This is a genomic window from Candidatus Nitrotoga sp. M5 (assembly GCF_927904885.1).
Taxonomy (GTDB): Bacteria; Pseudomonadota; Gammaproteobacteria; order Burkholderiales; family Gallionellaceae; genus Nitrotoga.
Genome location: NZ_CAKMNW010000009.1, coordinates 14,281 through 38,925, shown reverse-complemented (window position 1 = coordinate 38,925; position 24,645 = coordinate 14,281). Strand labels below are relative to the sequence as shown.

Annotated in this window: 24 protein-coding genes; 13 read left to right on the top strand and 11 right to left on the bottom strand. The window is 46.9% G+C overall.

Annotated elements, in window-relative coordinates:
- The first annotated feature begins 35 nt into the window (after nt 1-35).
- On the top strand, nt 36-584 hold the full coding sequence (gene ppa, locus MJ770_RS03820) for an inorganic diphosphatase (RefSeq protein WP_239250284.1): 549 nt from the start codon (nt 36-38) through the stop codon (nt 582-584).
- Between the two features lie 85 nt (nt 585-669).
- Nucleotides 670-1,980, top strand: a complete 1,311-nt coding sequence (locus MJ770_RS03815; RefSeq protein WP_239250283.1) for an FGGY-family carbohydrate kinase — start codon at nt 670-672, stop codon at nt 1,978-1,980.
- Here the strand turns inward: MJ770_RS03815 and MJ770_RS03810 are convergent.
- From MJ770_RS03810 to MJ770_RS03790, 5 genes are all read right to left on the bottom strand, one after another.
- Entirely contained in the window at nt 1,977-2,408 is a 432-nt protein-coding gene (locus MJ770_RS03810; RefSeq protein WP_239250282.1) for an HIT family protein, read from the bottom strand. The two genes, MJ770_RS03815 and MJ770_RS03810, sit on opposite strands and share 4 nt — an antisense overlap.
- 52 nt (nt 2,409-2,460) lie before the next feature.
- On the bottom strand, nt 2,461-3,711 hold the full coding sequence (locus MJ770_RS03805; protein WP_239250281.1) for a hypothetical protein: 1,251 nt from the start codon (nt 3,709-3,711) through the stop codon (nt 2,461-2,463).
- 453 nt (nt 3,712-4,164) lie between these two features.
- Complete coding sequence (gene htpG / locus MJ770_RS03800; protein ID WP_239250280.1) at nt 4,165-6,066, bottom strand: molecular chaperone HtpG; 1,902 nt, start codon at nt 6,064-6,066, stop codon at nt 4,165-4,167.
- 74 nt (nt 6,067-6,140) lie between these two features.
- A complete protein-coding gene (locus MJ770_RS03795; protein ID WP_239250279.1) occupies nt 6,141-7,001 on the bottom strand; it encodes a PA4780 family RIO1-like protein kinase in 861 nt (286 codons plus the stop codon).
- Nucleotides 7,002-7,080: 79 nt separating this feature from the next.
- The gene (locus tag MJ770_RS03790; RefSeq protein WP_239250278.1) at nt 7,081-7,464 is read right to left on the bottom strand and encodes a VOC family protein; all 384 of its coding nucleotides are present in this window, start codon (nt 7,462-7,464) and stop codon (nt 7,081-7,083) included.
- A gap of 382 nt (nt 7,465-7,846) precedes the next feature.
- On the opposite strand from MJ770_RS03790, the gene MJ770_RS03785 reads away from it, so the two are divergent.
- From MJ770_RS03785 to guaA, 4 genes are all read left to right on the top strand, one after another.
- On the top strand, nt 7,847-8,332 hold the full coding sequence (locus MJ770_RS03785) for an Lcl C-terminal domain-containing protein (RefSeq protein ID WP_239250277.1): 486 nt from the start codon (nt 7,847-7,849) through the stop codon (nt 8,330-8,332).
- Between the two features lie 207 nt (nt 8,333-8,539).
- Nucleotides 8,540-9,001: an Lcl C-terminal domain-containing protein gene (locus tag MJ770_RS03780; protein ID WP_239250276.1), complete on the top strand. Its 462-nt coding sequence runs from the start codon at nt 8,540-8,542 to the stop codon at nt 8,999-9,001.
- A 599-nt stretch (nt 9,002-9,600) separates the two neighbouring features.
- Nucleotides 9,601-11,061 carry an IMP dehydrogenase gene (guaB, locus tag MJ770_RS03775; protein WP_239250275.1) on the top strand — a complete coding sequence of 487 codons (1,461 nt, stop codon included), beginning with the start codon at nt 9,601-9,603 and terminating at the stop codon, nt 11,059-11,061.
- A 146-nt stretch (nt 11,062-11,207) separates the two neighbouring features.
- Nucleotides 11,208-12,773: a glutamine-hydrolyzing GMP synthase gene (gene guaA / locus MJ770_RS03770; RefSeq protein ID WP_239250274.1), complete on the top strand. Its 1,566-nt coding sequence runs from the start codon at nt 11,208-11,210 to the stop codon at nt 12,771-12,773.
- A gap of 442 nt (nt 12,774-13,215) precedes the next feature.
- Here the strand turns inward: guaA and MJ770_RS03765 are convergent, their stop codons facing one another.
- Together MJ770_RS03765 and MJ770_RS03760 are read right to left on the bottom strand one after the other, a co-directional pair.
- Nucleotides 13,216-13,584 (bottom strand): helix-turn-helix domain-containing protein, encoded by a 369-nt coding sequence (locus MJ770_RS03765; protein ID WP_239250273.1) that lies wholly within the window; start codon nt 13,582-13,584, stop codon nt 13,216-13,218.
- 17 nt (nt 13,585-13,601) lie between these two features.
- Nucleotides 13,602-13,904 carry a type II toxin-antitoxin system HigB family toxin gene (locus tag MJ770_RS03760; RefSeq protein WP_239250272.1) on the bottom strand — a complete coding sequence of 101 codons (303 nt, stop codon included), beginning with the start codon at nt 13,902-13,904 and terminating at the stop codon, nt 13,602-13,604.
- 812 nt (nt 13,905-14,716) lie between these two features.
- Between MJ770_RS03760 and MJ770_RS03755 the strand changes: the two genes are divergently transcribed.
- The 3 genes from MJ770_RS03755 (at nt 14,717) to MJ770_RS03745 (ending at nt 16,492) form a co-directional block, all read left to right on the top strand.
- On the top strand, nt 14,717-15,343 hold the full coding sequence (locus MJ770_RS03755) for a DUF1294 domain-containing protein (RefSeq protein ID WP_239250271.1): 627 nt from the start codon (nt 14,717-14,719) through the stop codon (nt 15,341-15,343).
- A gap of 43 nt (nt 15,344-15,386) precedes the next feature.
- Nucleotides 15,387-15,785 carry a hypothetical protein gene (locus tag MJ770_RS03750; RefSeq protein ID WP_239250270.1) on the top strand — a complete coding sequence of 133 codons (399 nt, stop codon included), beginning with the start codon at nt 15,387-15,389 and terminating at the stop codon, nt 15,783-15,785.
- A 110-nt stretch (nt 15,786-15,895) separates the two neighbouring features.
- Nucleotides 15,896-16,492 carry a hypothetical protein gene (locus MJ770_RS03745; RefSeq protein ID WP_239250269.1) on the top strand — a complete coding sequence of 199 codons (597 nt, stop codon included), beginning with the start codon at nt 15,896-15,898 and terminating at the stop codon, nt 16,490-16,492.
- 507 nt (nt 16,493-16,999) lie between these two features.
- Here MJ770_RS03745 and MJ770_RS03740 read toward each other — a convergent pair.
- From MJ770_RS03740 to MJ770_RS03725, 4 genes are all read right to left on the bottom strand, one after another.
- Nucleotides 17,000-18,394 carry a hypothetical protein gene (locus MJ770_RS03740; RefSeq protein ID WP_239250268.1) on the bottom strand — a complete coding sequence of 465 codons (1,395 nt, stop codon included), beginning with the start codon at nt 18,392-18,394 and terminating at the stop codon, nt 17,000-17,002.
- Nucleotides 18,395-19,035: 641 nt separating this feature from the next.
- The gene (locus MJ770_RS03735) at nt 19,036-19,353 is read right to left on the bottom strand and encodes a DUF3106 domain-containing protein (protein WP_239250267.1); all 318 of its coding nucleotides are present in this window, start codon (nt 19,351-19,353) and stop codon (nt 19,036-19,038) included.
- An 8-nt stretch (nt 19,354-19,361) separates the two neighbouring features.
- A complete protein-coding gene (locus tag MJ770_RS03730) occupies nt 19,362-19,706 on the bottom strand; it encodes a DUF3619 family protein (RefSeq protein WP_239250266.1) in 345 nt (114 codons plus the stop codon).
- On the bottom strand, nt 19,703-20,272 hold the full coding sequence (locus tag MJ770_RS03725; RefSeq protein WP_239250289.1) for an RNA polymerase sigma factor: 570 nt from the start codon (nt 20,270-20,272) through the stop codon (nt 19,703-19,705). Before MJ770_RS03725 ends, MJ770_RS03730 begins: the two co-directional genes overlap by 4 nt.
- 338 nt (nt 20,273-20,610) lie before the next feature.
- Between MJ770_RS03725 and MJ770_RS03720 the strand changes: the two genes are divergently transcribed.
- The 4 genes from MJ770_RS03720 to MJ770_RS03705 all read left to right on the top strand — a co-directional run bounded on the left by MJ770_RS03720 (nt 20,611) and on the right by MJ770_RS03705 (nt 24,631).
- On the top strand, nt 20,611-22,317 hold the full coding sequence (locus tag MJ770_RS03720) for an acetolactate synthase 3 catalytic subunit (protein WP_239250265.1): 1,707 nt from the start codon (nt 20,611-20,613) through the stop codon (nt 22,315-22,317).
- The gene (gene ilvN / locus MJ770_RS03715) at nt 22,317-22,808 is read left to right on the top strand and encodes an acetolactate synthase small subunit (RefSeq protein WP_239250264.1); all 492 of its coding nucleotides are present in this window, start codon (nt 22,317-22,319) and stop codon (nt 22,806-22,808) included. Before MJ770_RS03720 ends, ilvN begins: the two co-directional genes overlap by 1 nt.
- Before the next feature lie 34 nt (nt 22,809-22,842).
- On the top strand, nt 22,843-23,859 hold the full coding sequence (gene ilvC / locus MJ770_RS03710; RefSeq protein ID WP_239250263.1) for a ketol-acid reductoisomerase: 1,017 nt from the start codon (nt 22,843-22,845) through the stop codon (nt 23,857-23,859).
- A 121-nt stretch (nt 23,860-23,980) separates the two neighbouring features.
- Nucleotides 23,981-24,631: a phosphatidylserine decarboxylase gene (locus MJ770_RS03705; protein ID WP_239250262.1), complete on the top strand. Its 651-nt coding sequence runs from the start codon at nt 23,981-23,983 to the stop codon at nt 24,629-24,631.
- The last annotated feature ends 14 nt before the right edge of the window (nt 24,632-24,645 follow it).

The window sequence follows — 24,645 nt, the reverse complement described above, 5'->3', positions numbered from 1 at the left end:
ACAGGTATAATGGAGTATTTTAGCAAGGAATAGAAATGAATCTAGATCGAGTAAATTCTGGTCGCGACCTTCCCAACGATTTTAACGTAATCATAGAAATACCTATGAATGCTGATCCTGTTAAATACGAAATAGATAAGGAAACCGGTGCCATGTTTGTTGATCGTTTCATGTCCACAGCGATGCATTATCCGTGCAACTATGGTTATATTCCGCATACGTTGTCTGAAGACGGAGACCCTGTAGATGTGCTTGTCATTTCACCCGTACCGCTTGTAATAGGTGTGGTGGTTCGTTGTAGACCGTTGGGCATGCTAAAAATGACTGACGAAGCTGGCGAGGATGGCAAGATACTGGCTGTGCCCGTTGACAAATTATGCAGTCTTTACAGCAAAATAGAATCGCATGAAGATTTGCCTGAACTAATAACTTCACAAATCTCGCATTTCTTTGCTCACTATAAAGACCTGGAAACAGGCAAATGGGTCAAGATAGATGGCTGGGTCGGAGTCAAGGAAGCCAAGGAGGAAATTTTGAATGGGGCCAAGTGTTATAAGCCAACAGAAAAGAAATCGATATCTTAAATAATCTACATTACATCAATAAGTAAACGAAAGTCACCAAAAGGGGCCAGACCATATCCTTTTCTAAGTATCAGTTGAATTAGTCTTGATAACTGACACTTATGAACTACGCGGTCGCCCCTTAACTTCCCACATGGAATCTTATCTCGGTCTGGACTTTGGCACATCCGGCGCACGCGTTTGTGTTGTGGACAAAGCCGAGACTATTATTCATGAAGATTTTATCGCCTACACTAATACAGCCAAACAAAGTCATCTGATTTGGCGCAATGCGTTGCATACACTGCTTAAACGCCTACCCACAACGATTGCAGCTGAATTACATAGCATCGCTATTGCTGCTACTTCTGCCACAGTGTTATTGTGTGACAAAGAGTTAGAACCGACTACTCCCGCTTTGCTCTATTTCGATAATCACGCAAGAGCAGAATCGGAGCAACTAAAACAGCTTGCTCCACCTGGCCACATTGCTTGTAGCGCAAGCTCAGGATTAGCTAAGTTTCTATGGCTAACAAGGCACACCGAACTTTCAAACGTAGCGTATTTTCTGCATCAGGCGGATTGGCTCGCTTCATTGCTTACTGGGCTAGGCGGCGTCAGCGACTATCACAATGCGCTTAAGAGCGGCTACGATGCAGAACGCCTGTGCTGGCCGGATTGGATTATGCATTTGCCGCATGCCCATTTACTGCCGCAAGTTGTCGCCCCCGGAGCAAGTATTACTAACGTCAGCTCCTTTGTGGCGCAGCATTTCAAGATTAACCCAGCGTGCATGGTGCATGCGGGCACTACTGACAGTATCGCCGCTTTCATTGCCGCAGGCGTGCATGAACCCGGCTCAGCGGTCACTTCACTAGGCACCACGATGGTACTCAAACTACTCTCTAAACAACGAGTAGAAGCAGAAAAATATGGCGTGTACAGTCATCGCTTTGGAAATTTATGGTTGGCGGGTGGCGCATCCAACGCGGGCGGCGGTGTGTTGCGGCAATATTTTAACGATCAGAAAATCGGTGAACTCAGCCAACACATTGATCCAGTCACTAATAGCCCTCTGGACTACTACCCGTTGCCGCGGCTTGGTGAACGCTTTCCGATTAACAATCCCACTTTGGCGCCACGCCTTACCCCACGCCCTGCGGACGACGTACTCTTTCTGCATGGTCTACTGCAAGGCTTGAGCCGCATCGAAGCGGCGGGTTACACCAAGCTGGCTGAACTTGGTGCAAGCCCATTAAAATCTGTTACCACCGTCGGCGGCGGAGCGAAAAATAAAGTGTGGAGAAAAATACGTGAACGCATGTTAGGTGTGCCACTGTCGGTAGCTGAATATACTGAATCTGCCGTCGGAGCAGCCTTGTTGGCCAAGCGTGGATTATTACTAGTGAAGCCCTAAGAAATAGATATTTTTTGATCACTTTGAAGTCGTTGACGTATGCTCTTTGCAAACCGAGTCTGCCAATCTAACGGTAGCTTTTGAATGCCTGCACGTTGAGGTGTACCCCAGATCGGATTGGGAAAATGTTTGTCGAGGACGTAGCGCGGAATGACGTGCCAGTGCAAGTGCGGTGTCATGTTTCCGAGGCTGGCAAGGTTGATTTTGTCGGGCTGCATCACTTCACGTAGCACGCTTTCCACGACAAATACCACTCTCATCAAATCATGCTGTTCGCCAACATTTAAGTCTGTCATTTCCTTGACGTGACGGTTCCATATCACGCGACAGAATCCAGGATAATCAGCATCCTCAACCAGCATTACACGACATTGTTCGCTGCGCCATAGCAGTGTTTCATTCGTTGTTTCACAGAATTCACAGCTCATTATTGTTTAGTTAATGGTTACACAAAATTATTATGAAAGTGACTTTATGAAATTAGTGATATAGGGGCAGTGCTGCGATGCGTCGCTCGATTTCGTTGGTCATTTTTGTATAAGCAGGGCTACCAATGTCGCCATAGCGGCGTTTGAACTCGATTTCCTGCATATATTCAGGCAAATCTTTTACGTCCGGCATAACGTCGGAGTCGCGCAGACCTGCCGCAAGTTGCCGCTGCACTTTTTTCGCGCCACTGTCATTTGTTGTGGCAAGTTCGCCGAAACGAGTGCCGGCACGATCAGCTGCGAGGTCATTGAAGCTAAAACCGCTACCACCTTGAGAATCCTTGATTTCTTTGTGCAAGCCGATAACATCTGACAGCGGGCTGCCAGCAGTAGCGGCAAGTACCGCAGAAATCGTGAAATGCTGAGTGAAATCTCTGCGTCCGTTCAAGGTCATACTGCGCAAAGTCGACTTGGGCCATTGTCTGGCAGCCGGAATAATGTCACCAAGTCCTTTTCCGTTTACATAAAATGCCATAACAATAATCGCGGCGCGATTCTCCGCTACCGGGTTACCACCGTTTGAACGTTGTGTGGCGAACTCGAACAAAGCTCGCAACAGCTCATTGAATTGCAAATTGCGTTTTGAGCCAGGTTTTCCGGTCAGCTCGACCAGTCGCTCATGATATGCCTTTAGTCGCTCTTGCTCCTTGGGCGGTACCAGCAAAGCTTTGATGTGATTTGGCAGTGCTTCGTTCCATTCGAAAACAACACGCAGCATATTATCGCTTGTACTCACATTCTTTATGATATCGACGGCTGCCCCATAGTCCTCGCTGGCTTGCAACTTCTTAATGCCAAACTTGAGTAGCCAATTTGCTACAAATGCGGGCACCGGTAACTTACCTATGTGCAGATACTCAAATCGAGGGAGTGATTTCGTTGCGCGTAATTTGGCATCAATATTGAGATAGTGGCCGAATGGGTTGGGCGGTAATTCGACAGTTGCACGTACGTTCGCAATGCCTTGTTTTAAAGTTATATTGGTGGCGCTTCCTTTGCTGTAACTGTTGACAAGGTAATTGACTACAAGGTCGAGATCTTCTTGACTAATAGCAATGGTGCGCAGCGCCCCTCCTTTCATTTTGCGAGGATTATTATGCGACAGTATATGTTTGGCGCGTTCGATATGAGCTGGAGTAAATTCGGCTATTCCAGTGATGAGTGGTCGATTCTCAACACTTAAATAAATTGCAGATAGTAGCGCCAACCAGGCACCGATGGTGAGTATTAATATAGTCCGCATCTGTATGCTTTTATCCACATTTGTTTATTCTTACTCAATTACAAAAGTGCAAAGATTAGTGCCAAGTAAAATCGGTACCATAGCCGCATTATTTTAAAGTTAATGCGACTATGGTACCGATTTTACTTGTATAACCTTGGGTGCATCAGCATAAGTATGCTGCCCAGCATTTAAAATATTTAGTGCTGGGCAGCCAAACAGGCTGCCGGACAAAAAGAATCGTAGCGAACAATAAACTGAGCGAGGGATGATTTTGTGAGCTTTCACTTTGCGGCTAAATGTCTGCTTATCCCACTTGACGAATTTACAAGGCAATAGTTGTTCAATTGCTAAAATATCGGCGAAATAATCACTTCTCAGCTCAATTTACAGCCAAATTCCTTTAATTCCGACTGGCTGCTAGAGCAGAGTATGACGCTCAAACATACATACCCTGCCTACAGTAATTCAGCGTTAGCTACTCATCTCTAACATCAACTGATTAATTCGTTTCACGAAGCTGGCTGGATCGTCAAGCTGACCACCCTCGGCCAGCAAAGCTTGGTCAAATAATACAGAGGCCCAATCATCAAACTGGTTCTCTTCAGCTTTCAGGCGTAACACAACCGGATGCTTGGGGTTAATTTCGAGGATAGGCTGCGACACTGGCGCCTTCTGTCCTGACGCCTTTAGTAGGCGAGCCAGATTAGCGTTTATGTCATGAACGTCCGCCACAAGACAGGCTGGCGAATCGGTCAGGCGGTGAGTCACACGTACCTCTTTAACGCGCTTGTTAAGGCTAGCTTTAATTTTGTCGGTCAGATCTTTAAATGCACCGGAATCTTTTTCCTGCTCCTGTTTCTCTGCCTCGTCTTCGAGTTCACCTAAATCAAGCCCTCCTTTAGCAACAGACACCAACGGCTTGCCCTCGAATGCGGATAAATTACTCACCACCCATTCATCGACGTGATCGGTCAATAAAAGCACTTCAATGTCTTTTTTGCGAAATATTTCCAAATGTGGACTATTTTTCGCAGCATTGAAAGTGTCAGCAGTGATGTAATAAATTTTGTCCTGCCCTTCCTTCATACGACTGATGTAATCGGCCAGAGAAACGATTTCTCCTGGAGAGTTAGTGTGAGTAGAAGCGAGACGCAGCAAACCAGCGATCTTGTCTTTATTAGCAGTGTCTACACCTACACCTTCCTTCAGCACGCGGCCAAACACATCCCAGAACTTGGCATATTTATCGGGATCTTTTGCAGCCATATCTTCCAGCAGACCAAGCACTTTCTTCGTGCAGCCAGAACGGATTGCTTCGATATCCTTCGATTCTTGCAGAATCTCGCGTGATACGTTTAGCGGGAGATCATTGGTGTCAACAACACCGCGCACAAAGCGCATGTAATGTGGCATTAACTGGGTGGCATCGTCCATGATAAAGACGCGGCGTACATACAATTTAATGCCATGACTCGCATCACGTTCCCATAGATCAAATGGTGCTCTGGCCGGTATGTATAACAACATCGTGTATTCCTGGCGCCCCTCTACACGCGCATGAGTCCAAGCCAGCGGATCTTCATAGTCATGACCTACATGTTTGTAGAAACCTTTGTACTCGTCATCGTCGATTTCGGATTTGGGGCGTGCCCACAATGCAAAAGCTTGATTGACTGTCTCTTCTTCATCGAGCACATGCTGAGCATCGTCTTTCCATTCCTCCTTTTTCATCAAGATAGGCTGAACGATATGGTCAGAATATTTGTGAATAATGCTGCGCAATTTTGTGCCATTTAGCAGGTCTTTCTGCCCTTCACGCAAGTGCAGAGTTATAGTTGTACCATGGGAGGCTAACTCGACCATTTCAATGGCAAATTCTCCGCCACCGTCAGATTCCCAGCTTACACCTTGATCGACTTTCTCACCGGCACGGCGCGTCAGCACGCTCACCTTGTCAGCGACGATAAAAGCCGAATAAAAACCCACACCAAACTGACCGATAAGGTTTGCATCCTTCTGTTGGTCTCCAGAAAGCTGCGTAAAGAATTCGCGCGTGCCGGATTTGGCAATAGTGCCAAGATTATTGATGACCTCGTCGCGGTTCATGCCAATGCCGTTGTCGCTAATGGTTAGCGTTTCTGCATCGATGTCGTAGCTGATATGGATAGCCGGCTCGGAATCATCCTCCAATAATGCTGGGTTGTGCAGCGCCTCGTAGCGCAATTTATCGCAAGCATCGGACGCATTGGATATCAGTTCACGCAGGAAAATTTCGCGATTCGAATATAGCGAATGAATCATTAATTGAAGTAGCTGTTTTACCTCGGCCTGGAAGCCCATGGTTTCACGATTGCTGGTTACATTATCGGTCATTACTCTCTCCGTTATTTTTTAGACAGGACGCACGCATAGGTTGGGGTGGTCTCACGATTTTCAAGAGGAATATTTCATCTGCCATCTGCTTTAGCTGCTTGACGCAAGAGTCGCCGTGCCGTGTCCGCATCACGAGCGGCATCAATTTCCCGTATTACAGCGCCGACGTCAGCCTGTTTTTCGCACCGTTTGAATTTGCCCGTCAGATTAATTTCAGGATGTAGTTCACCCTTCTCATAGAGCGACCATATTTCTTTGCCATAGTCTGTAGATCGAAGCTCGGGGGCGAATTGGCCAAAATAGATTGCCAGATTATCGACGTCTCGCTCCAGCATTTTGCAGGCATTGTTGTTTGCCGCAGCATCAATTGCTTGAGGCAAGTCGATGATTACCGGCCCGTTGCTATCAACGAGGACGTTGTACTCGGACAGGTCGCCGTGGACAATGCCAGCACACAGCATGCGCACGACCTGTCTGATCAAAATCAGGTGATATTTCCGCGCAAGCTCATCAGTAAGGATTAGGTCATTGAGTCGCGGAGCGGGCTCGTCATTTTCGTCAGACACCAGCTCCATCAGCAAAACACCCTCGTAAAACCCATAGGGATGCGGCACACGCACCCCTGCAGCAGCAAGTTTATACAAAGCGTCCACCTCGGCATTTTGCCAGGCAGCTTCCTGTTCTTTTCGTCCATAGCGGGTGCCTTTTTCCATGGCACGGGCCATACGGCTATTTTTCACCTTACGGCCTTCTGTGTAGTGAACGGCCTGATGGAAGCTGCGCTTATTAGTTTCCTTATAAACTTTTGCACAGCGGATATGTTCTCCACAGATGACAATATATACATTGGCTTCTTTGCCGCTCATGAGCTGACGGTCAACTTTGTCAACTATGCCATCCAGGATGAGCGGCTCAATTCTTTTTGGAGTTTTCATATAATCAATATGTTACCAGGTACATACTTTACAAAAAAGTAAATAACCTTTAAAACAGGGCAATTTTTCTACCTGGATATTAAAGGGAAGATTTGCACTCAATAAATTCCAGCGCATTATCATCCGGGTCGCGGCAGAATAAGGCGGGGCGGCCGGACTTACTTATCGTGTAGCCTATCGAGGCTGAATCCAATTTTTGCATCAACGCATTCAGATTATTTACCGATAGGGCTATATGGCGGTCGCGTCCTCCATACGCTGGGCGCTGTAGACTAGCTTCCGGATTAGGGAGTTGCATGAGATGAATTTGCTGATGTATACCAACGTTATACCACACGCCGGAAAAACTCATTTCTGGGCGTTTGCCGTCAGGTATCAACCCTAAAACTTTTTCGTAAAAAATGCGTGCTTTATTCAGGTCTGCCACAAGAAAGGTGGCATGAAGTAAGTGGGTGATGTGCATAAGCCTAGTAGCGTCCTGTATTATGCATACTGTCAAAGTCGGACTTTATCATTTGTACCCCGTATATATGCTTGGTAACACTAGATTAAAAAAAGAGGCAGTCTTACGCCATATGAAATGTCGGCTACGCCGATTAAGTTAAAAAAATTAATCGGAGAAAAAACTAAAAGTTGTATCGGCGCACAATTTGATATGTGCAAGATGTTGCTGTTTTGACAATTGTGCTTCATCACAAAGTTCATTATATAAAAATATTGCAGTTAAATTGTCTGTTTTATGCACAGGAACACTAATGGAATAAAATCTTGGATTTCTATGATTTTTTTCTGGGCAGTATAAGTACAACGTGCATAATTTAATTAACCCGAAGGAGAACGTTATCATGACAACCGATACTCCCCAGCCGTTGGCAGATACATCAGCTGTGCCAAACAACTCAGATGCACAAATTCAAACAAGGTATGCTATTTCGGCGGATGGAAGCGAGGTGACTGACAGCAAAACCGGACTGATCTGGAGGCGTTGTCCAGAAGGAATGACAGCCAGCAGTAATGGATGCAGTGGGGTTGCAGCCGCATATAGTTGGGATCAGTCGCTCGCCTTAGCCAATGAAGTTGCATTGGCTAGTGGCAAGTCCTGGCGACTTCCCAATGCAAAAGAACTTTCAAGCATTGTTGATGCCAGCCTCGGAAATCCAGCGATTGATACGCATGCCTTTCCAGGGACACCTGCAGCTCCTTTCTGGTCGGCTACGCCCGTAGAGAATAATCCGTTAAAAGCTTGGTATGTCATGTTTTATGGTGGATTTTTGAATACTTATGTCTGCGGCGGTAAATTCCAGGTTCGCTTAGTGCGCTCAGGTCAGTGATGAATTGACTGACCGGGAGGGAGGTGCGAAACGAAGCGGCTCTGGAGTAGGATGCTAACATTGACAAGATATTATAATTGTCTTACAAATACGCGTTCTCTACTGAACGCAGTGTAGTTAATTCGTTACAGTAATTATTAATATTTTTTGCGAAACACAGGGTTATTCCTGTTAACTGATAATTAACTGATAGAAAGAAAATCAAATATGCAAAATGAAACTGATAACTCCCAGACGCAGGCAGACAACCCAAATGAGCAACCGCCCGCACGATTTATCATTTCTGAGGATGGTACTGAAGTTACGGACAATAAAACTGGCCTGATCTGGCGCCGTTGTCCTGAAGGTATGACAGCATGTACCGATGGCTGCATTGGGATTCCCGGTACTTATAATTTGGCAGATTCGTTAGCTTTGGCTAAAGCCGAAGCAAAGGCCACGGACAAAGCTTGGCGCTTACCTAAAGTAGAAGAACTGGCGAGCATCGTAGATATGAGCCGTAGAGATCCATCTATTGACACAGACATTTTTCCTGGAACGCCAGGAGCACCTTTTTTTACAGCTTCGCCCGATGGTTCTTTATCTTGGTTTGTCAGTTTCTACATTGGCAAAACGTTTAGCGAATACAGTGAAATTCGTAGTCACGTAAGATTGGTACGTTCTAGTTGATGAGGGGTCTACTACCTCATCATTTGGACCAAGAAATACCAAGCTATATTGGTTATAGAGTATAACCAGCGTATCTCGAATTTGACTAAATTTAAAAAGCTGCTTATACAACTGTTTAATGCTGCGGCTTGTATCGAGAAGATATAAGCCGTGGTTGTAATTTACAAGAGAATTTGCTGTTTATAAATGCGGGAGCGGTGCTCGATGGTGGACATAAAAAATTTTCAACGAATCAGTAAATTAACCACCTCTAAAACAAACCGCCCTTAATCTCCTTTCTTACGTTTGTTTAAATCCTTGCGAAGTGTCTTGACCTCGTTCGTTCTGCACCTCAGTTTTACGGTTGCATTAATTTACCAGTGTCGCTTACCCTGTTTAAAGATATTTTCATTTCGAGTTACCACTGATTCTACTGAGTACCCTGTGGAAGGCTTTTAATATTATTCTGCAGAATAATCAACGCCCGGTACCAAGCGGGACATCCATATACAAGATTTTGAGATATCGGCAATTATTCATTTGCACAAATTGAGGTTGGCATTGGCAAAAACCTATAAAATGCAAATCCACCGGTAATTATTTGTTGAGGTTGATCTATTATGCGTATCACCCAAAAAGGGCTAACTTTTGACGACGTCTTACTGATTCCGGCGCACTCCAATGTGTTGCCGCGTGATGTCAGTTTACGTACTCAGCTTACCCGTAACATCACCTTAAATATTCCTTTGTTATCCGCTGCAATGGATACCGTCACCGAGGCGCGTCTGGCAATAGCCTTAGCACAAGAAGGCGGTATTGGTATCGTTCATAAAAACATGACCGCCAAGATGCAGGCTGCTGAAGTATCCAAGGTTAAGCGTTTCGAAAGCGGCATGGTGAAGGATCCCATCACTGTTACATCCGGGATGACTGTACTTGATGTGCTGAACCTCATTCGTCAGCACAGTATTTCCGGATTGCCAGTGGTGCAAGGTAAGCAAGTGATTGGTATTGTGACGAACCGCGATTTGCGTTTCGAGAGCAACCTTGATCAACCCATCCAAAACATTATGACGCCGCGAGAACAATTGATCACGGTCAAGGAAAACGCCAGCCGTGAAGAAGCGCGCGCTTTGATGCATCAGCATCGTATTGAACGTGTACTCGTAGTAAATGATGCATTTGAGCTGTGCGGTCTATTTACCGTAAAAGATATTTTCAAGTCCAGCGAACATCCGTTGGCGTGTAAAGATGAGCTCGGGCGTTTGCGCGTTGGCGCCGCGATTGGTGTAGGCGAAGGTACGGACGAACGCGCTACCCTATTGATAGAAGCCGGAGTGGATGTGCTCATAGTCGATACCGCTCACGGCCATGCGCAGGGCGTGCTGGACCGCGTTAAATGGGTAAAAAAGAACTTTCCGAACGTGGATGTGATTGGCGGAAACATTGCTACTGCCGCCGCCGCCAAGGCTCTTATGGATCATGGTGCGGATGGCGTTAAAGTAGGTATCGGCCCCGGCTCAATTTGCACTACGCGCATGGTCGCGGGTGTAGGTATGCCGCAGATATCGGCTATCCAGAATGTGGCGGAAGCATTGCAAGGTTTCGACATACCATTAATTGCAGACGGTGGGGTGCGTTATTCCGGCGATATCGCAAAAGCGATTGCAGCAGGTGCGCACGTCGTGATGTTGGGAGGTCTGCTTGCTGGTACAGAAGAAGCGCCAGGTGAGGTGGAGTTATACCAAGGGCGTTCCTATAAATCTTATCGCGGCATGGGCAGTATAGGTGCGATGCACAAGGGTTCCAGTGATCGTTATTTTCAGGACAACGAATCCAATCAAGACAAATTAGTACCTGAGGGAGTGGAAGGACGCGTGCCTTACAAGGGTAGCGGGCTGGCAGTTATCCACCAACTGATGGGTGGTTTGCGTGCCAGCATGGGCTATCTTGGCTGTCCGGATATCGCCACAATGCACGCCAAAGCTGAGTTTGTGCAAATAACTGCTGCTGGTATCCGTGAATCGCATGTTCACGACGTGCAGATCACCAAGGAAGCACCGAATTACCATATTGATTAGTTGTTGTTTGCCATTTTCATTAGCTGGAAAAAAATGGGTTAAACATCTTAAGCTGAACACTTGGTAAATGCCAATCGAACTGCCTGTAAGCTGGCAATAGTCGCTGCACCAAACTATTAATTAATAATTTATATTCTGATAACTTTATGTCCCACCAAAAAATTCTGATCCTCGACTTTGGTTCGCAATACACGCAACTCATAGCACGTTGCGTGCGCGAATCTCAAGTTTATTGCGAGCTGCATCCATTCGACGTAGATGATGAATTTATTCGCAATTTCAAGCCGGCCGGCATCATTCTTTCGGGTGGTCCAAATTCTGTGACGGATGGTGATGCCTCGCGTGCGCCGCAAGTAGTATTTGAACTAGGCGTGCCGGTGCTGGGTATTTGCTACGGCATGCAAACCATGGCCGAGCAACTGGGTGGAGAGGTGGAAATCGGCCTGGTGCGCGAATTTGGCTATGCAGAAATCCGTGCACGCGGCCATTCAAAATTGTTTCGCGACATTCAAGATCGCAACAACGAGGCAGGCCACGGCTTGCTGGACGTATGGATGAGCCACGGCGACAAGGTCACCCAGTTGCCACCGGGCTTCACGGTGATTGCTTCCAATGCAATCACGCAAATTGCCGGCATGGTCGACGAAGCACGCCGTTTTTACGCTGTACAATTTCATCCAGAAGTGACCCACACTCCGCAAGGTAAGGCGATTATCAGCCGCTTCGTTCACGACATTTGCGGCTGCGGGCAAGACTGGAACATGCCCGATTACATTGCTGAGGCAATAGAAAAAATTCGCGACCAAGTCGGCCAGGAAGAAGTCATCCTCGGCCTTTCTGGTGGTGTGGATTCTTCAGTGGCCGCAGCATTGCTGCACCGTGCCATCGGTACACAACTCACTTGCGTATTCGTTGACAATGGCCTGTTGCGCTTGAATGAAGCCAAACAAGTTATGGAAACTTTTGCCCAAAACTTAGGCGTAAAAGTTATCCACGTTGATGCTAGCACGGAATTCTTAAAGCATTTGACAGGTGTGTCTGATCCAGAACAAAAACGCAAAATTATCGGGCGCGAATTTGTCGAAGTATTCCAGCGCGAAGCTGCCAAATTGCCGCAGGCTAAATGGCTGGCGCAAGGCACCATTTACCCTGACGTGATCGAATCTGCTGGCGCCAAAACCAAAAAGGCACAAGCCATCAAATCACACCACAATGTTGGCGGTTTGCCCGACACCATGCACCTTAAGTTGCTGGAACCATTGCGAGAATTATTCAAGGATGAAGTGCGCGAACTCGGCGTGGCGCTCGGCTTGCCGCGCGACATGGTGTACCGCCACCCATTCCCCGGACCAGGGCTGGGAGTGCGCATCCTTGGGGAAGTCAAACGAGAGTACGCAGACTTGTTGCGTCGTGCTGATGCAATCTTCATTGAAGAGCTACATACGTCCGGCTGGTATGAGAAAACCGCACAGGCATTTGCTGTCTTCCTGCCAGTTAAGTCGGTAGGCGTGATGGGCGATGGGCGTACTTATGAGTGGGTGGTGGCGCTACGTGCGGTGCAAACACAGGACTTCATGACCGCACATTGGGCAGAATTGCCGCATGCCTTGCTGGCCAAAATTTCTAACCGTATTATCAACGAAGTACGCGGCATTAACCGCGTGGTTTATGATATTTCCGGGAAGCCGCCTGCAACTATTGAGTGGGAGTGACCGGCACTGACAAGCAACGACTGGCAATGTCTAGCAACAGCAAGCACCAAAATTGCGAAACCCAGCGTAATTGCTGGGTTTTTGTCATTTCTACAGGGTTCGTTTTGTTTTTTTATCTGACAATGACAGGTAGTCACTGGTAGCGGCCAGCAGTATCTTACATGGTATTTTTCGAGCTAAGAATGGTGCTGCGCAAAATACCATGTAAGGAACATTTAGGTGGTCATGATATCCAGATTGGCCAACGAGGCGAGCACGAAACAGGTTTCTGAAAATCGCTATCTTTTGTTCTGGAGAGAGTGAATCTAAAACCGAAGACGTTGGTTTGTATTTTTGCAACTCTTATGTGAGCGTAACGAGATGCTGTTTTTCCTGCTCAAGTTCAGCCAAGTTTGCATCGATGGCGGAGATATCACGAAACTTATCCCTGCTGCGGTATTGATTAGGCATGAACTTGAGGTGGTTTGATCAAAGACTCTGCTGGAATACCCAAGCCTTCGTGGAGTTTCCAGATCATCTTCAAAGTCAGCGAACGCTTGTGATTGAGAATCTCATAAACACGATTGCTTTTGCCGATCATGGGCTCCAGATCTTTTACGGTTAAGCCCTTGCGTTCCATTTCAAACTTGATCGCCTCAACAGGATCAGGCAAGTCCATCGGGAGGTGCTTGGCTTCATAAGCCTCAATAAGAGTGACCATGACATCCAGCTTTTCGCCTTCTGGCGTATCAGGCCCTGCCATCATCAGGCTTTCAACTTCTTTTAATGCCGCACGGTAGTCGGCATCAATTTTAATCGGTTTGATGTTCATAGTCTTTCCTCCGGCAATTAAATGGTTTGTACATCAATCTTGTCATACTGCGCGTGGGTGCCAATAAAGTAGATGTATACGACTCGATAGGGGTAGTTGATCCAAACGACAAGTCGATACTTGTTTCCCGCAATATTAAACACCACCCGGCAATCTTTGAGGATACTCGCGTTCCTGAAGTCCTGCTTTACCTCAGCAGGTGAACTCCAATCGGCATGCAAGGTATGGCGGTACCACGCCAATGTTGCTTCTTTGGCATCTGTATATTCTGGGTTTTCTTGCCAGAAGGCTTTCAGTGTCGATAGTGCGATGATTCTCATGGTTCAAATAATAGTCCCGTATTGGGACTATTGCAACAAACTTTGGCCACACATTATTCCTATACTACAAATCTACATATCATCAAGCGATGGTGGAAAAGAGAGTCATTGGTTGAGTACCGATTCAAGAAAAAATGCCCCATTTTAAGAAATTTTTTAACAAGGTATTTTTTCATGGTATTAGTGATAATGCCAAACAATAACTATATAAAATAAAGCGAAAATAGCTTATTAACAATCGAGTGGGAATGATTTGATGTTGTTTGAGGGCTATCGATAGCTATTGAATAGATAATCTAACTTATTGACTTAACTTAATGACACCTATCAGTGGCCATTGAACCCAAACAAACGATTTATCAGCATAAGCCGACGATAAGTTTGAGCAGCGGATTTAGTCCCAGATTTACCGTTCATTCTATTCAGGTCTTGACGGTAAAACTCAACTCGAAAAGCTCAAATTCATGCAGGTTTTCGGCATCTTTAAGTTTTTTAATCTTTTGACGATATAAGCATTCTTCAAAAGAGAAAAACAAAAGATGTTTGTCGACACCGGCCTAGGTAAATAATTCTAGCCCAGCACGGCTCCGTTCAAGGTCGCTAACCTTCGGCTGCTGCGAACCGGCGAAGATCTCGCTGGCGATAGTGCGGGAGAAGCGGACAGTTGTCAGGCGGGTTATTAGAGAGAGGGAGTCTTCGGGCGTGAAGAAACAATCAAGGTTTATCTGTCGCCAATATGGGACGCGAGTTAACAAATTTTGGCAGAGCGGCAGATAAACGCCATTTGTTAGCCATTTATTTTAAGAGTACGTATGCGCTATCAGGGCAAAATTACAAACTGGAAAGACGATCAAGGGTTTGGCTTCGTTATACCGAATGGCGGTGGTGAAAAAGCATTTGTGCATATAAAAGCCTTTTCTACTCGCTCACGTAGACCCAGCGAAGGCGATCTCATTACTTATGAACTGGCGACCGATGAGAAACGTCGTTTCCAAGCAGAGAATATTCGGTTTTCTGGTGAGCGACCAACCTCCACCGCGTCACATGAAAAAAGGCCGTTTGCTACCATTTTCGCCATTTTGTTTTGTTCATTTCTAGCTTTGGCAGTATTTACAGGTAAGCTTCCATTCGCCATTCTTGGTGTGTATTTTGCAGCAAGTGTTCTTACTTTCCTTGCATACGCAATTGATAAATCAGCCGCACAAAATAATCGCTGGAGAACTCAAGAAGACACATTGCATTTATTTGGGTTGGTTGGTGGCTGGCCTGGAGCTTTACTCGCACAGAAAACGTTACGTCACAAGTCAAAGAAAAAAAAGTTCCAAATAAAATTTTGGGCTACGGTTATTATCAATTGCTTTACACTAGGCTGGCTTCTCACACAAAGCGGTTCAGCTTTTTTAAGCGCCATCCTTGATTTCTCAGGCGCCATAATCTGAGCCGCTTGTTGCAAAAACCAATAAAAATCGATGGGATTTCGCCTTGGAGCAATTTAACCCTTTCAAATGCGAGTCTGAGCGCACACGCCGACTGAGCCTCAGTCTCTTATTCACCGCGGTGCTGTCATGGGTCTCCTGGATCGGAGTTGCCTCGAATGGCTTTTCCCAAGTGCAGCCGATGGGCTGGGTTATATTTTTCGGTGTGCCAATTGCGATCTACCTACTCATATTGGTGGTCTTGCCAATCTTACGAAAATCGCCACGGGAAATTCGCTACCTTGTCAGTGCCACTCTAATGTGGTTATTTTTGGTGGGAGCTTGGGGCTACATTGTCGAGTGGGAGAGCGAGTTTTCGTCCGAACGATATCTTGCACTCTTCTTTCTACCTCCGGTCGGCGCATGGCTTGGGTTTGCTTTGTGGAAATGGTCAAGGACAGGTTAGCGGCACTCGTGCCAATAGATGCATTTCATGGTAGCCCATACCGGTCTTGCGGAGATGTTACCGCCGCAAGACCGGTAACTTCTAAGTTGCAAGCATAACTGGTTAAAATTATGAAACAATATCAGGTTGAAATGGCTAGTAATACCTACGAGTATCTATGGAGTGTTTGCGAAAAAGCGATGGAAGATGCTCAACAGACGACAGGTAGTCCTTGGTATTACTACTTCACAGCGATGACTATGGCTTATTTTTGCTATGAGGCATTTCTAAATCATGTGCTTCACCTCATCGCGCCTGAAACTTTCTCTAACGAGAAAGAATTTTTTTCAAAAGCGCCGTACAAAGGAACGGAAGGAAAGCTGAGAAAAGTATGTGAAGTTGCTGGCGTGATTTTCCCCAACAAAGGGGATGCCACTTATCAACAAATTCGCTTACTGAAATCTCTTAGAGATTTCGTGGCACATGGAAAAACTGAGATGATATCCATGGTTGTTGAGGCGTCTAATGGCCCCGAAGCAATAAATATTCAAAGCACTTTGCATGAGCTTATTACGAAGCAAAACGCTGAGAAAAGTATTTGTTCAATTAAGGAATTCATCATTTCATTGAATAAGGAAGTAAGGAATAAAACTTATTGTGATCGGCTGGCTTTGTTTCCATTGCAAGGCATGTCCGCATTCGGATCGGCCAGTGAAATACAACCCTAACAGTCAAATCCAGCCAAGCCCTGTAGATACCGACTTTACAGTCAAGCATTTTTCAGATAATTTTGCTATTGCTGTTGAATTTTGAGTACGCCAAAGCACGAATGCACCCGCTTACGCATTGCGACAATGAGGAAGGGCATCTTGGACTTACCTCGTGCAAGCAGGCTTTCATATACAGCTTTGACGTGTGGGTTGTAGCGTGTCCCCCCACGGCGGCAGCCATATAAACACGACTCGTATTCTGGCGGGGCCGGCCTTGCACATTAGCAAGCGCCCTAGTACCAAACTACCCGACTGTCGTTCCTCTGGAACGAGCCCCAGTTAAGCCGCCGTCATGTCCGAACAACTCAAACACCGCCATCGCCCGCCAGCCACAATCAATAAATCTACCATTGATTCGTTCAATACAGAAACACTCTGTTTTTTCTTCGACTTGAAGGATCTCGCGGTTGCGACCTGTGTCCTACGCAAGAAATTAGTCAGCCTTGCCTTGCTTGGAACGACGCGCTACAAGGTTGTGTTGATTGCTTGCAATGCTGCACTCAGTACCTCTGGATAAGGTTTACGGGTATCCAGATCAACAATCCGTGCACCACTGAAGCACAGCCGCGGCATTACCGAAATTTTGTCTTGTAACTCGGTCAGGCTGTGATCAGGTTTACGCATATGCGCGGTCTCAGCATCGATGTTGAGACGGATAACCAGCGCCGGTTTCTGTTCGGCCATCCACCGATATAGCATCTGCTCACGTGCCACAAGCTTGCGCACCAGCCAGTTATGGGACTGGTCAGCGGTGAGGCCTGGGCCATCATAATGAAAGCCAGGGATCTCCGCCTGCGGGTAACGGTCTGCGATTACCCGCACGCCGCGCCGCGAAAGGCGTATCACCCGTCGCAATTGTGTCACGCGCCACAATGAAAGCAAATGCATCACCAGCGCGGTTCCCGTTCCCGGCAGTTTCAGTTTCATGTCTTGAGCCCGCTCTGCTTTGGCCGCGAGATAGCGTTCAAGCCTGATCCCGATAACAGGCAGGTGTTTGATCTTGTCACCCATTTCGCCCGATACCAGACCCAGATAGCACCTTTCGGCTGGGCCATTGCTTCGCAGGCTGGCCAGCAAATCAGTGGTCAGTGTTGACTTGCCCGTACCGTCGCAGCCAACAACAGCGACAACCCCCTCATGAGGAGCAGGCAGCGGAACGGCACTGACAGCGTTCAACGCCATGTCCAATACCTGTTCATAGGGGTCGTGGCTGTTCAAATCAAGGATGCGTGCCCCATTAAAGTTCAGGGTTGGGATCACGGCAACTTTGTCACGCAGCGTCGCCAGCTTATGATCAGGTTTACGCGCATGCGCGGTATCCGCGTCGATGTTGAGGCGGATCACCAGCGCCGGCACATGGCTTTCCATCCATTGATATAGTCGCAGCTCGCGCGCCTCCAATTTGCGTGCTAGCCAGCTTTGGCCGTTCACTGCGCCAAGACCCGGCCCATCGAATGAAAAGCCGGACGCTTGCGCTTGCGGGTAGCGATCAGTAATCACTATTCCACCGCGACGACTCAATGCCAACATGCGCCAGAATTTGTACGCGCGCCATAGCGAAAGCAGATAGATCACTAGCATGGTAGCAGTATCCGGGGCTGAGGCTTTCTTGCTGTGAGTCCGATCTGCTTTGCGAACAAGATAACGCCCTAATGGCGCCCCGATTAACGGCAGGCTTCTGATCCAGTCAGCAATGTTGCCGGAGGATTGACCAAGATAGAGTAACTTAGCCGAGCCCTTACTACGCAAATGATTGAGCAGATCGGCGGTTAGCGTGGACTTACCCGAGCCATCGCAGCCAACAACAGCAATAACGCGAACAAGGGGCAGAGAGGGGGGGGATTGAGATGACCGATTCACACTTGGTAGACAAAATTTTATGGTGGGTATAATAACCCGAATTTTGAAAAAAAATAGAAATTGCAAAGTAACAATTTCAAACAATGCGTTTCTCATATAACAATTTTGTACAAATCGAATGTTTGTACTCGCCTTGCTGCCGAGACCTCCTCAGAGCACCTTCGCCCTCCTCTTCTTCCACTTTTTTCCAGGTATATTGGGACAACTTGACAGGAAAAAATGTAAAAAAACTGAAGAACACGCCTCATGAAGTTCGCAAGTACATAGCCAAGCGCAACCAATCGATTCTTAAAATAGCAGAATATTGGCGCTGGCCTATGAAGCTCTCAAGGCACGCATTTAAACCTGAGTCGAACATCCGGTTCGGGTCGTCAAGAATTTCTTCAAGCATAAAAAGCAAGGCACAAGCGACTCAAGATAAACGATTCGCAGATAAATGTACTGAGTATTTTTTAGTAATTTACTATATGGTCAGGGCAAAGCTGTGCCCCTGGTGAGTAATGCAAGGGGGAAATCTTCAGATAGAACTGCAATAGGATTTACTGAAATAAAACAAAAATAAAACCTAACAAATCAAATGCTTGCGAGAAATTAATTCATGAGTGAAAGCTGATGCAAATTTTGAATTAATCTGCGCTCCCCTAAGGAGTTTTGCTAATTGACTGGAATTTTTCGCGGGCACGGTCTCGCTGTTCAGGCGTTAGCTTGCTCCACTTATCCAGTCTGTTATGCAACCGTTGTTTCTGCAATGCATCAAGCTGTGGATAGTGCTTCGCCAACTTGATAAGGTGTTTCTGCTGCTGTATTTGCAGTGTATTCCACTCCTTTGAGAGCGGAGCTAATGCCTCTTGTTGAGCTGGGGTAAGACTCTCCCACGACTGTGCTCCAGCTATAGCTGGCAGAAACAATAATATGGTGATACAAAATAATACGAACAGGCGATGGCGGATCAGGGTCATGATTTGAATCAGTCAACGTAAAAGCGTATGGGCAAATCACCAGTCAGAATGGCAATATCTATGTCGGTTATATCAGATTTTGCGTTTTGATTCCAATAAGTCGTAGCACTGAACAGAATGGTCGCGAGCAGCAACATGGTGGCTAACCAGCGCGACTTGTGTTGCGCGCCGACAGCATGCCATATGGCATGCCCAGCCCGAGTAAGCGCCGGCTCTGCACAACGCGTGGCATAGCGTGCCATGGCTTGTTCCCGTGCGTGGTGCAGGCGTGTCAGCGTCGGTCGTTCGAGCTGTGCAACAGAGTGATTAAGCAGTTGTTTGATATTTTCATGGCTTAGCTCCTTTCTTTTCATGGCATGTAAACTCCTTTTTTCCTCATAATAACCGCGAGGCTATGGGTAGCGCGTGAGCAGTGTGTCTTGACGCTACCCTCCGAACAACCCATGATCGTCGCTGTTTCTGCAGTATCCATATCCTCCCAGTAACGCAACAGAAAGGCCTCTCGTTGACGAGCTGGAAGCAAGATTAATGCTTCTTCAATCAGAGCAATAAGTTGGGATTGTTCAAACGATGCATCAGGAGCAAGTCCTTGGCTGTTGTTATCTTCGTCTTGAAGGCTGTCCAGTGGCTCATAATCAGCCTCCTCGTGGTGAGGAATCAGCGAGGACATCAGCGATGTCCACCTGGAACGCACTTTCTGCCTTCGGCAATGGTCGCGTATGGTGTTTTGCAGGATCCGCTGAAATAACATGGGCAACTCATTTGCGGGCTTACTGCCATACTTTTCGGCAAGTTTAAGCATGGAGTCCTGTACGAGATCTAGCGCCACATGTTCATCACGTATTGCGAAAAACGCTTGTTTGTATGCACGTCGTTCGGTTTCAGCGAGAAATTCGGAAAGTTCGTCGTGACTGGCCAGTTGAAGTGCTCCTCATGATGGGTGGTAACTACAGAACAACATTGAAAGTTCAAAGGTTACTGAAATTCCAAACTCGAGGTGCGAAAAATTATACAGCGCTACTGGTAACTAAATATATGCGGACAAGTATATTTACGAGCAACATTGCAATGTAGGATAATCGCTATCTATTATCTTTATAGATGCCATGCTGAATTCAGTTAGTATTGAATACTAACAAATTTAACTATAGCTCAATAGATAATTTTTAATCCAGCCCTAGCGTAGGGGTTGACCAAAATGCGGCTAACCTTTATCTTGTACGGTTCTTTAATTATTGTTTGCTAAGGTAGTTTGACATGGAACTGACGGGCGCTGAGATAACCATTAGATGTTTGCAGGAAGAAGGGGCTGAATATGTGTTCGGATACCCTGGCGGTGCGGTCTTGCACATTTACGATGCGTTGTTCACTCAAGATCAAGTTAAACATATATTAGTGCGTCACGAGCAGGCTGCGGTGCATGCTGCCGACGGGTATGCACGTTCCACTGACAAGGTGGGGGTAGCGTTAGTTACCTCTGGCCCCGGCGTGACCAATGCAGTCACAGGTATTGCCACTGCTTATATGGATTCAATTCCGATGGTAATTATCAGCGGCCAAGTGCCGACTCATGCCATCGGTGAAGATGCTTTTCAAGAGGTAGATACTGTTGGCATAACGCGTCCTTGCGTAAAGCATAATTTTCTGGTGAAAGATGTTAAGGACATCGCCGGCACCATTAAGAAAGCCTTTTATCTCGCCAAAAGCGGTCGCCCTGGGCCAGTGCTGGTGGATATCCCAAAAGACATATCCAGTCATAAAACAGAATTCAGCTATCCATCATCGGTGAACATCCGTTCTTATAATCCGGTTCAGCAAAGTGACTTGGGACAGGTCAAGCTTGCCGTGCAGTTGCTGCTAGCAGCCAAGAGACCGATGATTTATGCGGGCGGCGGTGTAATCCTGGCTGATGCGTCTAAGCAATTAACCGAGCTGGTGCATTTATTGGGCTTCCCCTGCACCAACACGTTGATGGGTTTAGGGGGCTATCCAGCAACAGACAAACAATTTGTTGGAATGTTGGGCATGCATGGCACGTACGAGGCAAACATGGGAATGCAGTATTGCGATGTATTGCTGGCCATAGGAGCACGCTTTGATGATCGGGTGGTTGGTAATGTTGAGCACTTTAATCAGGAAAAGCGCAAGATCATCCATGTTGACATTGACCCTTCCTCAATCTCCAAGCGAGTGAAGGTAGATTTGCCTATCGTCGGCGATGTAGCCAATGTGTTGGACGATCTACTGGCTGAATTGCGCGGTAGCAAAGAGAAGCCAGATCAGCAGGCTATTGCACCGTGGTGGGCGCAAATTAAGGAATGGCGCGGCAAGAATAGCTTAGTTTACAAACATTCGGATGAAATCATTAAACCGCAGTTCGTGATCGAAAAACTGTATGAAGTTACCCAAGGCGAGGCTTTCATCACCTCCGATGTCGGACAGCATCAGATGTGGGCGGCGCAATACTACAAATTTGATAAGCCGCGTCGCTGGATTAACTCCGGTGGATTGGGCACCATGGGCTTCGGCTTGCCCGCCGCAATGGGCGTACAACTTGCTCATCCAGGCGCCCATGTGGCTTGCGTTACTGGAGAAGGCAGTATTCAAATGTGCATTCAAGAGCTCTCCACCTGCAAACAGTTTCAATTGCCGCTCAAAATTATCATGTTGAATAATCGTTATCTAGGAATGGTGCGCCAGTGGCAGCAGTTTTTCCATGGCAACCGTTATGCCGAATCCTACATGGATGCGCTCCCCGATTTTGTGAAGTTGGCGGAAGCTTATGGACATATTGGCATACGCATTGAGAAGCCATCAGACGTGGAGCCAGCATTGAAAGAAGCATTTGAGCGTAAGCAACAACTGGTATTCATGGATTTCATTACAGACCAGACTGAGAACGTTTTCCCAATGGTTCAGGGTGGCAAGGGCTTGTCTGAAGTGATTCTGGCGGAGGATTTGTAATGCGGCATATTATGTCCTTGTTGACGGAAAACGAAGCGGGCGCTTTATCACGTGTTTCTGGTTTGTTTTCAGCGCGCGGCTACAATATCGAGTCACTCACTGTGGCGCCCACGGAAGATCCTACCCTGTCTCGCATCACTATTGTAACTAGTGGTTCTGACGCTGTGATCGAGCAAATTTTCAAGCAGCTCAATAAGCTAATTGAAGTGGTCGCGGTGATGGACCTGAGCGAAGGCGAACATCTAGAGCGTGAGTTAATGTTGGTAAAGGTGCGTGCGATAGGTTCGGTGCGTGAGGAGATGAAGCGTATGACAGATATTTTCCGTGGATGCATTATTGATGTGACTGACAAAACGTACACCATTGAATTAACCGGCACCGGCCAAAAACTGGAAAGCTTCTTGCAAGCTATAGACCGCAGCTTAATCTTAGAAACCGTGCGTACTGGCGCGTCAGGTATCGGGCGCGGTGATCGCATTTTAAAACTTTAATTTTTAACTTTATGAATATTTTGAAGAGGCCAACATGAAAGTTTATTACGACAAAGACGCAGACCTGTCTCTAATCAAGGGCAAGGAAGTGGCCATTATCGGCTACGGCTCACAGGGCCATGCTCATGCCTTGAATCTGAAGGAATCTGGAGTCAATGTGACCGTCGGCCTTCGTAAGAGTGGCGCTTCCTGGAAAAAAGCTGAAGCGGCTGGACATAAGGTTATGGAAGTCGCGACGGCGGTAAAGAATGCCGATGTGGTCATGATGCTGTTGCCAGATGAAAACATCCCTGATGTTTATAACACTGAAGTTGCACCAAACATGAAAACGAGCGCTACGTTGGCGTTCGCCCATGGTTTTAACATTCATTACAACCAAGTCATTCCACGTGCCGACTTGGACGTAATCATGATAGCGCCAAAAGGCCCTGGACACACAGTTCGATCTGAATATTTGAAGGGTGGTGGCGTGCCATCTTTGATTGCTGTGTATCAGGACAAGTCCGGCAAGGCCAAAAATATCGCTCTATCTTACGCCGCAGCCATTGGTGGCACCAAAGGCGGGGTGATCGAGACAGATTTCCGTGAAGAAACGGAAACAGACCTGTTTGGCGAGCAGGCCGTACTGTGTGGCGGTGCCGTGGAGCTGGTGAAGGCTGGCTTTGAAACGTTGGTGGACGCTGGCTACGCGCCGGAAATGGCTTATTTCGAGTGCTTGCATGAATTGAAGTTAATCGTCGACTTGATGTATGAAGGCGGCATCGCCAATATGAACTATTCCATTTCAAATAATGCAGAATATGGCGAATACGTCACCGGCCCTAAGATTATTACAGATGAAACCAAAGAGGCCATGCGTAACTGTTTGAAGGATATTCAGACTGGCAAATATGCCAAACAGTTCATCTTGGAAGGCCGCACCAACTATCCTGAGATGACTGCGCGTCGCCGTCTTAACGCCAAACATCCGATTGAGATGGTGGGTGCCCAATTGCGTGCCATGATGCCTTGGATTAGCAAAAACAAATTGGTTGACCAAAGCAAGAACTAAGAATGATGGGGCTGGGATTGAGAGTTTGAATGGTAAGTGCTGGATCGCTCTCAATCCCAAGCTACATTTTTTTGTTCTTTAATCCTGCATCTAAAAACTCACTCTTCGTTTCGCCCTTCTAATGTCTAATTATCCCCACCCAATCATTGCGCGCGAAGGTTGGCCATTCTTGGCTATCGCTGTATTCATCGCAAGTTTGGTATCATTCTTAGGCGGTGGCATATGGTCGCTCTTGTTTTGGTTGGTTGCGCTGTTTGTGCTGCAATTTTTCCGCGACCCACCGCGTGAAATCCCACAAGATGTCGATGCAGTGTTATCACCTGCTGATGGTCGCATTGTCGCGGTTGAACGCACGCAGGATCCCTATGTTCAGCGCGATGCCATCAAGATAAGTGTGTTCATGAATGTATTTAATGTGCATTCCAATCGTAGTCCTATAGATGGTTTGGTGAAGCGCATCCAATATTTCCCTGGCAAATTCGTGAATGCTGACCTGGCTAAGGCTTCGCTGGAAAATGAGCGAAATGCCATATGGATTAAAAGGGCTGACGGGCAAGACGTAACCAGTGTGCAGGTGGCTGGCTTGATTGCACGTCGTATACTCTGTTACGTAAAAGAAGGGAGTAATTTGACACGTGGCCAGCGGTATGGATTCATCCGCTTCGGCTCGCGCGTTGATGTGTACCTGCCGCTGACGGCTACCGTAAAAGTAGCTATTGGTGATAAAGTACAGGCAACTACTACGATATTGGCGGCTTTGACCAAGATCTAAAGGCCAATATAATG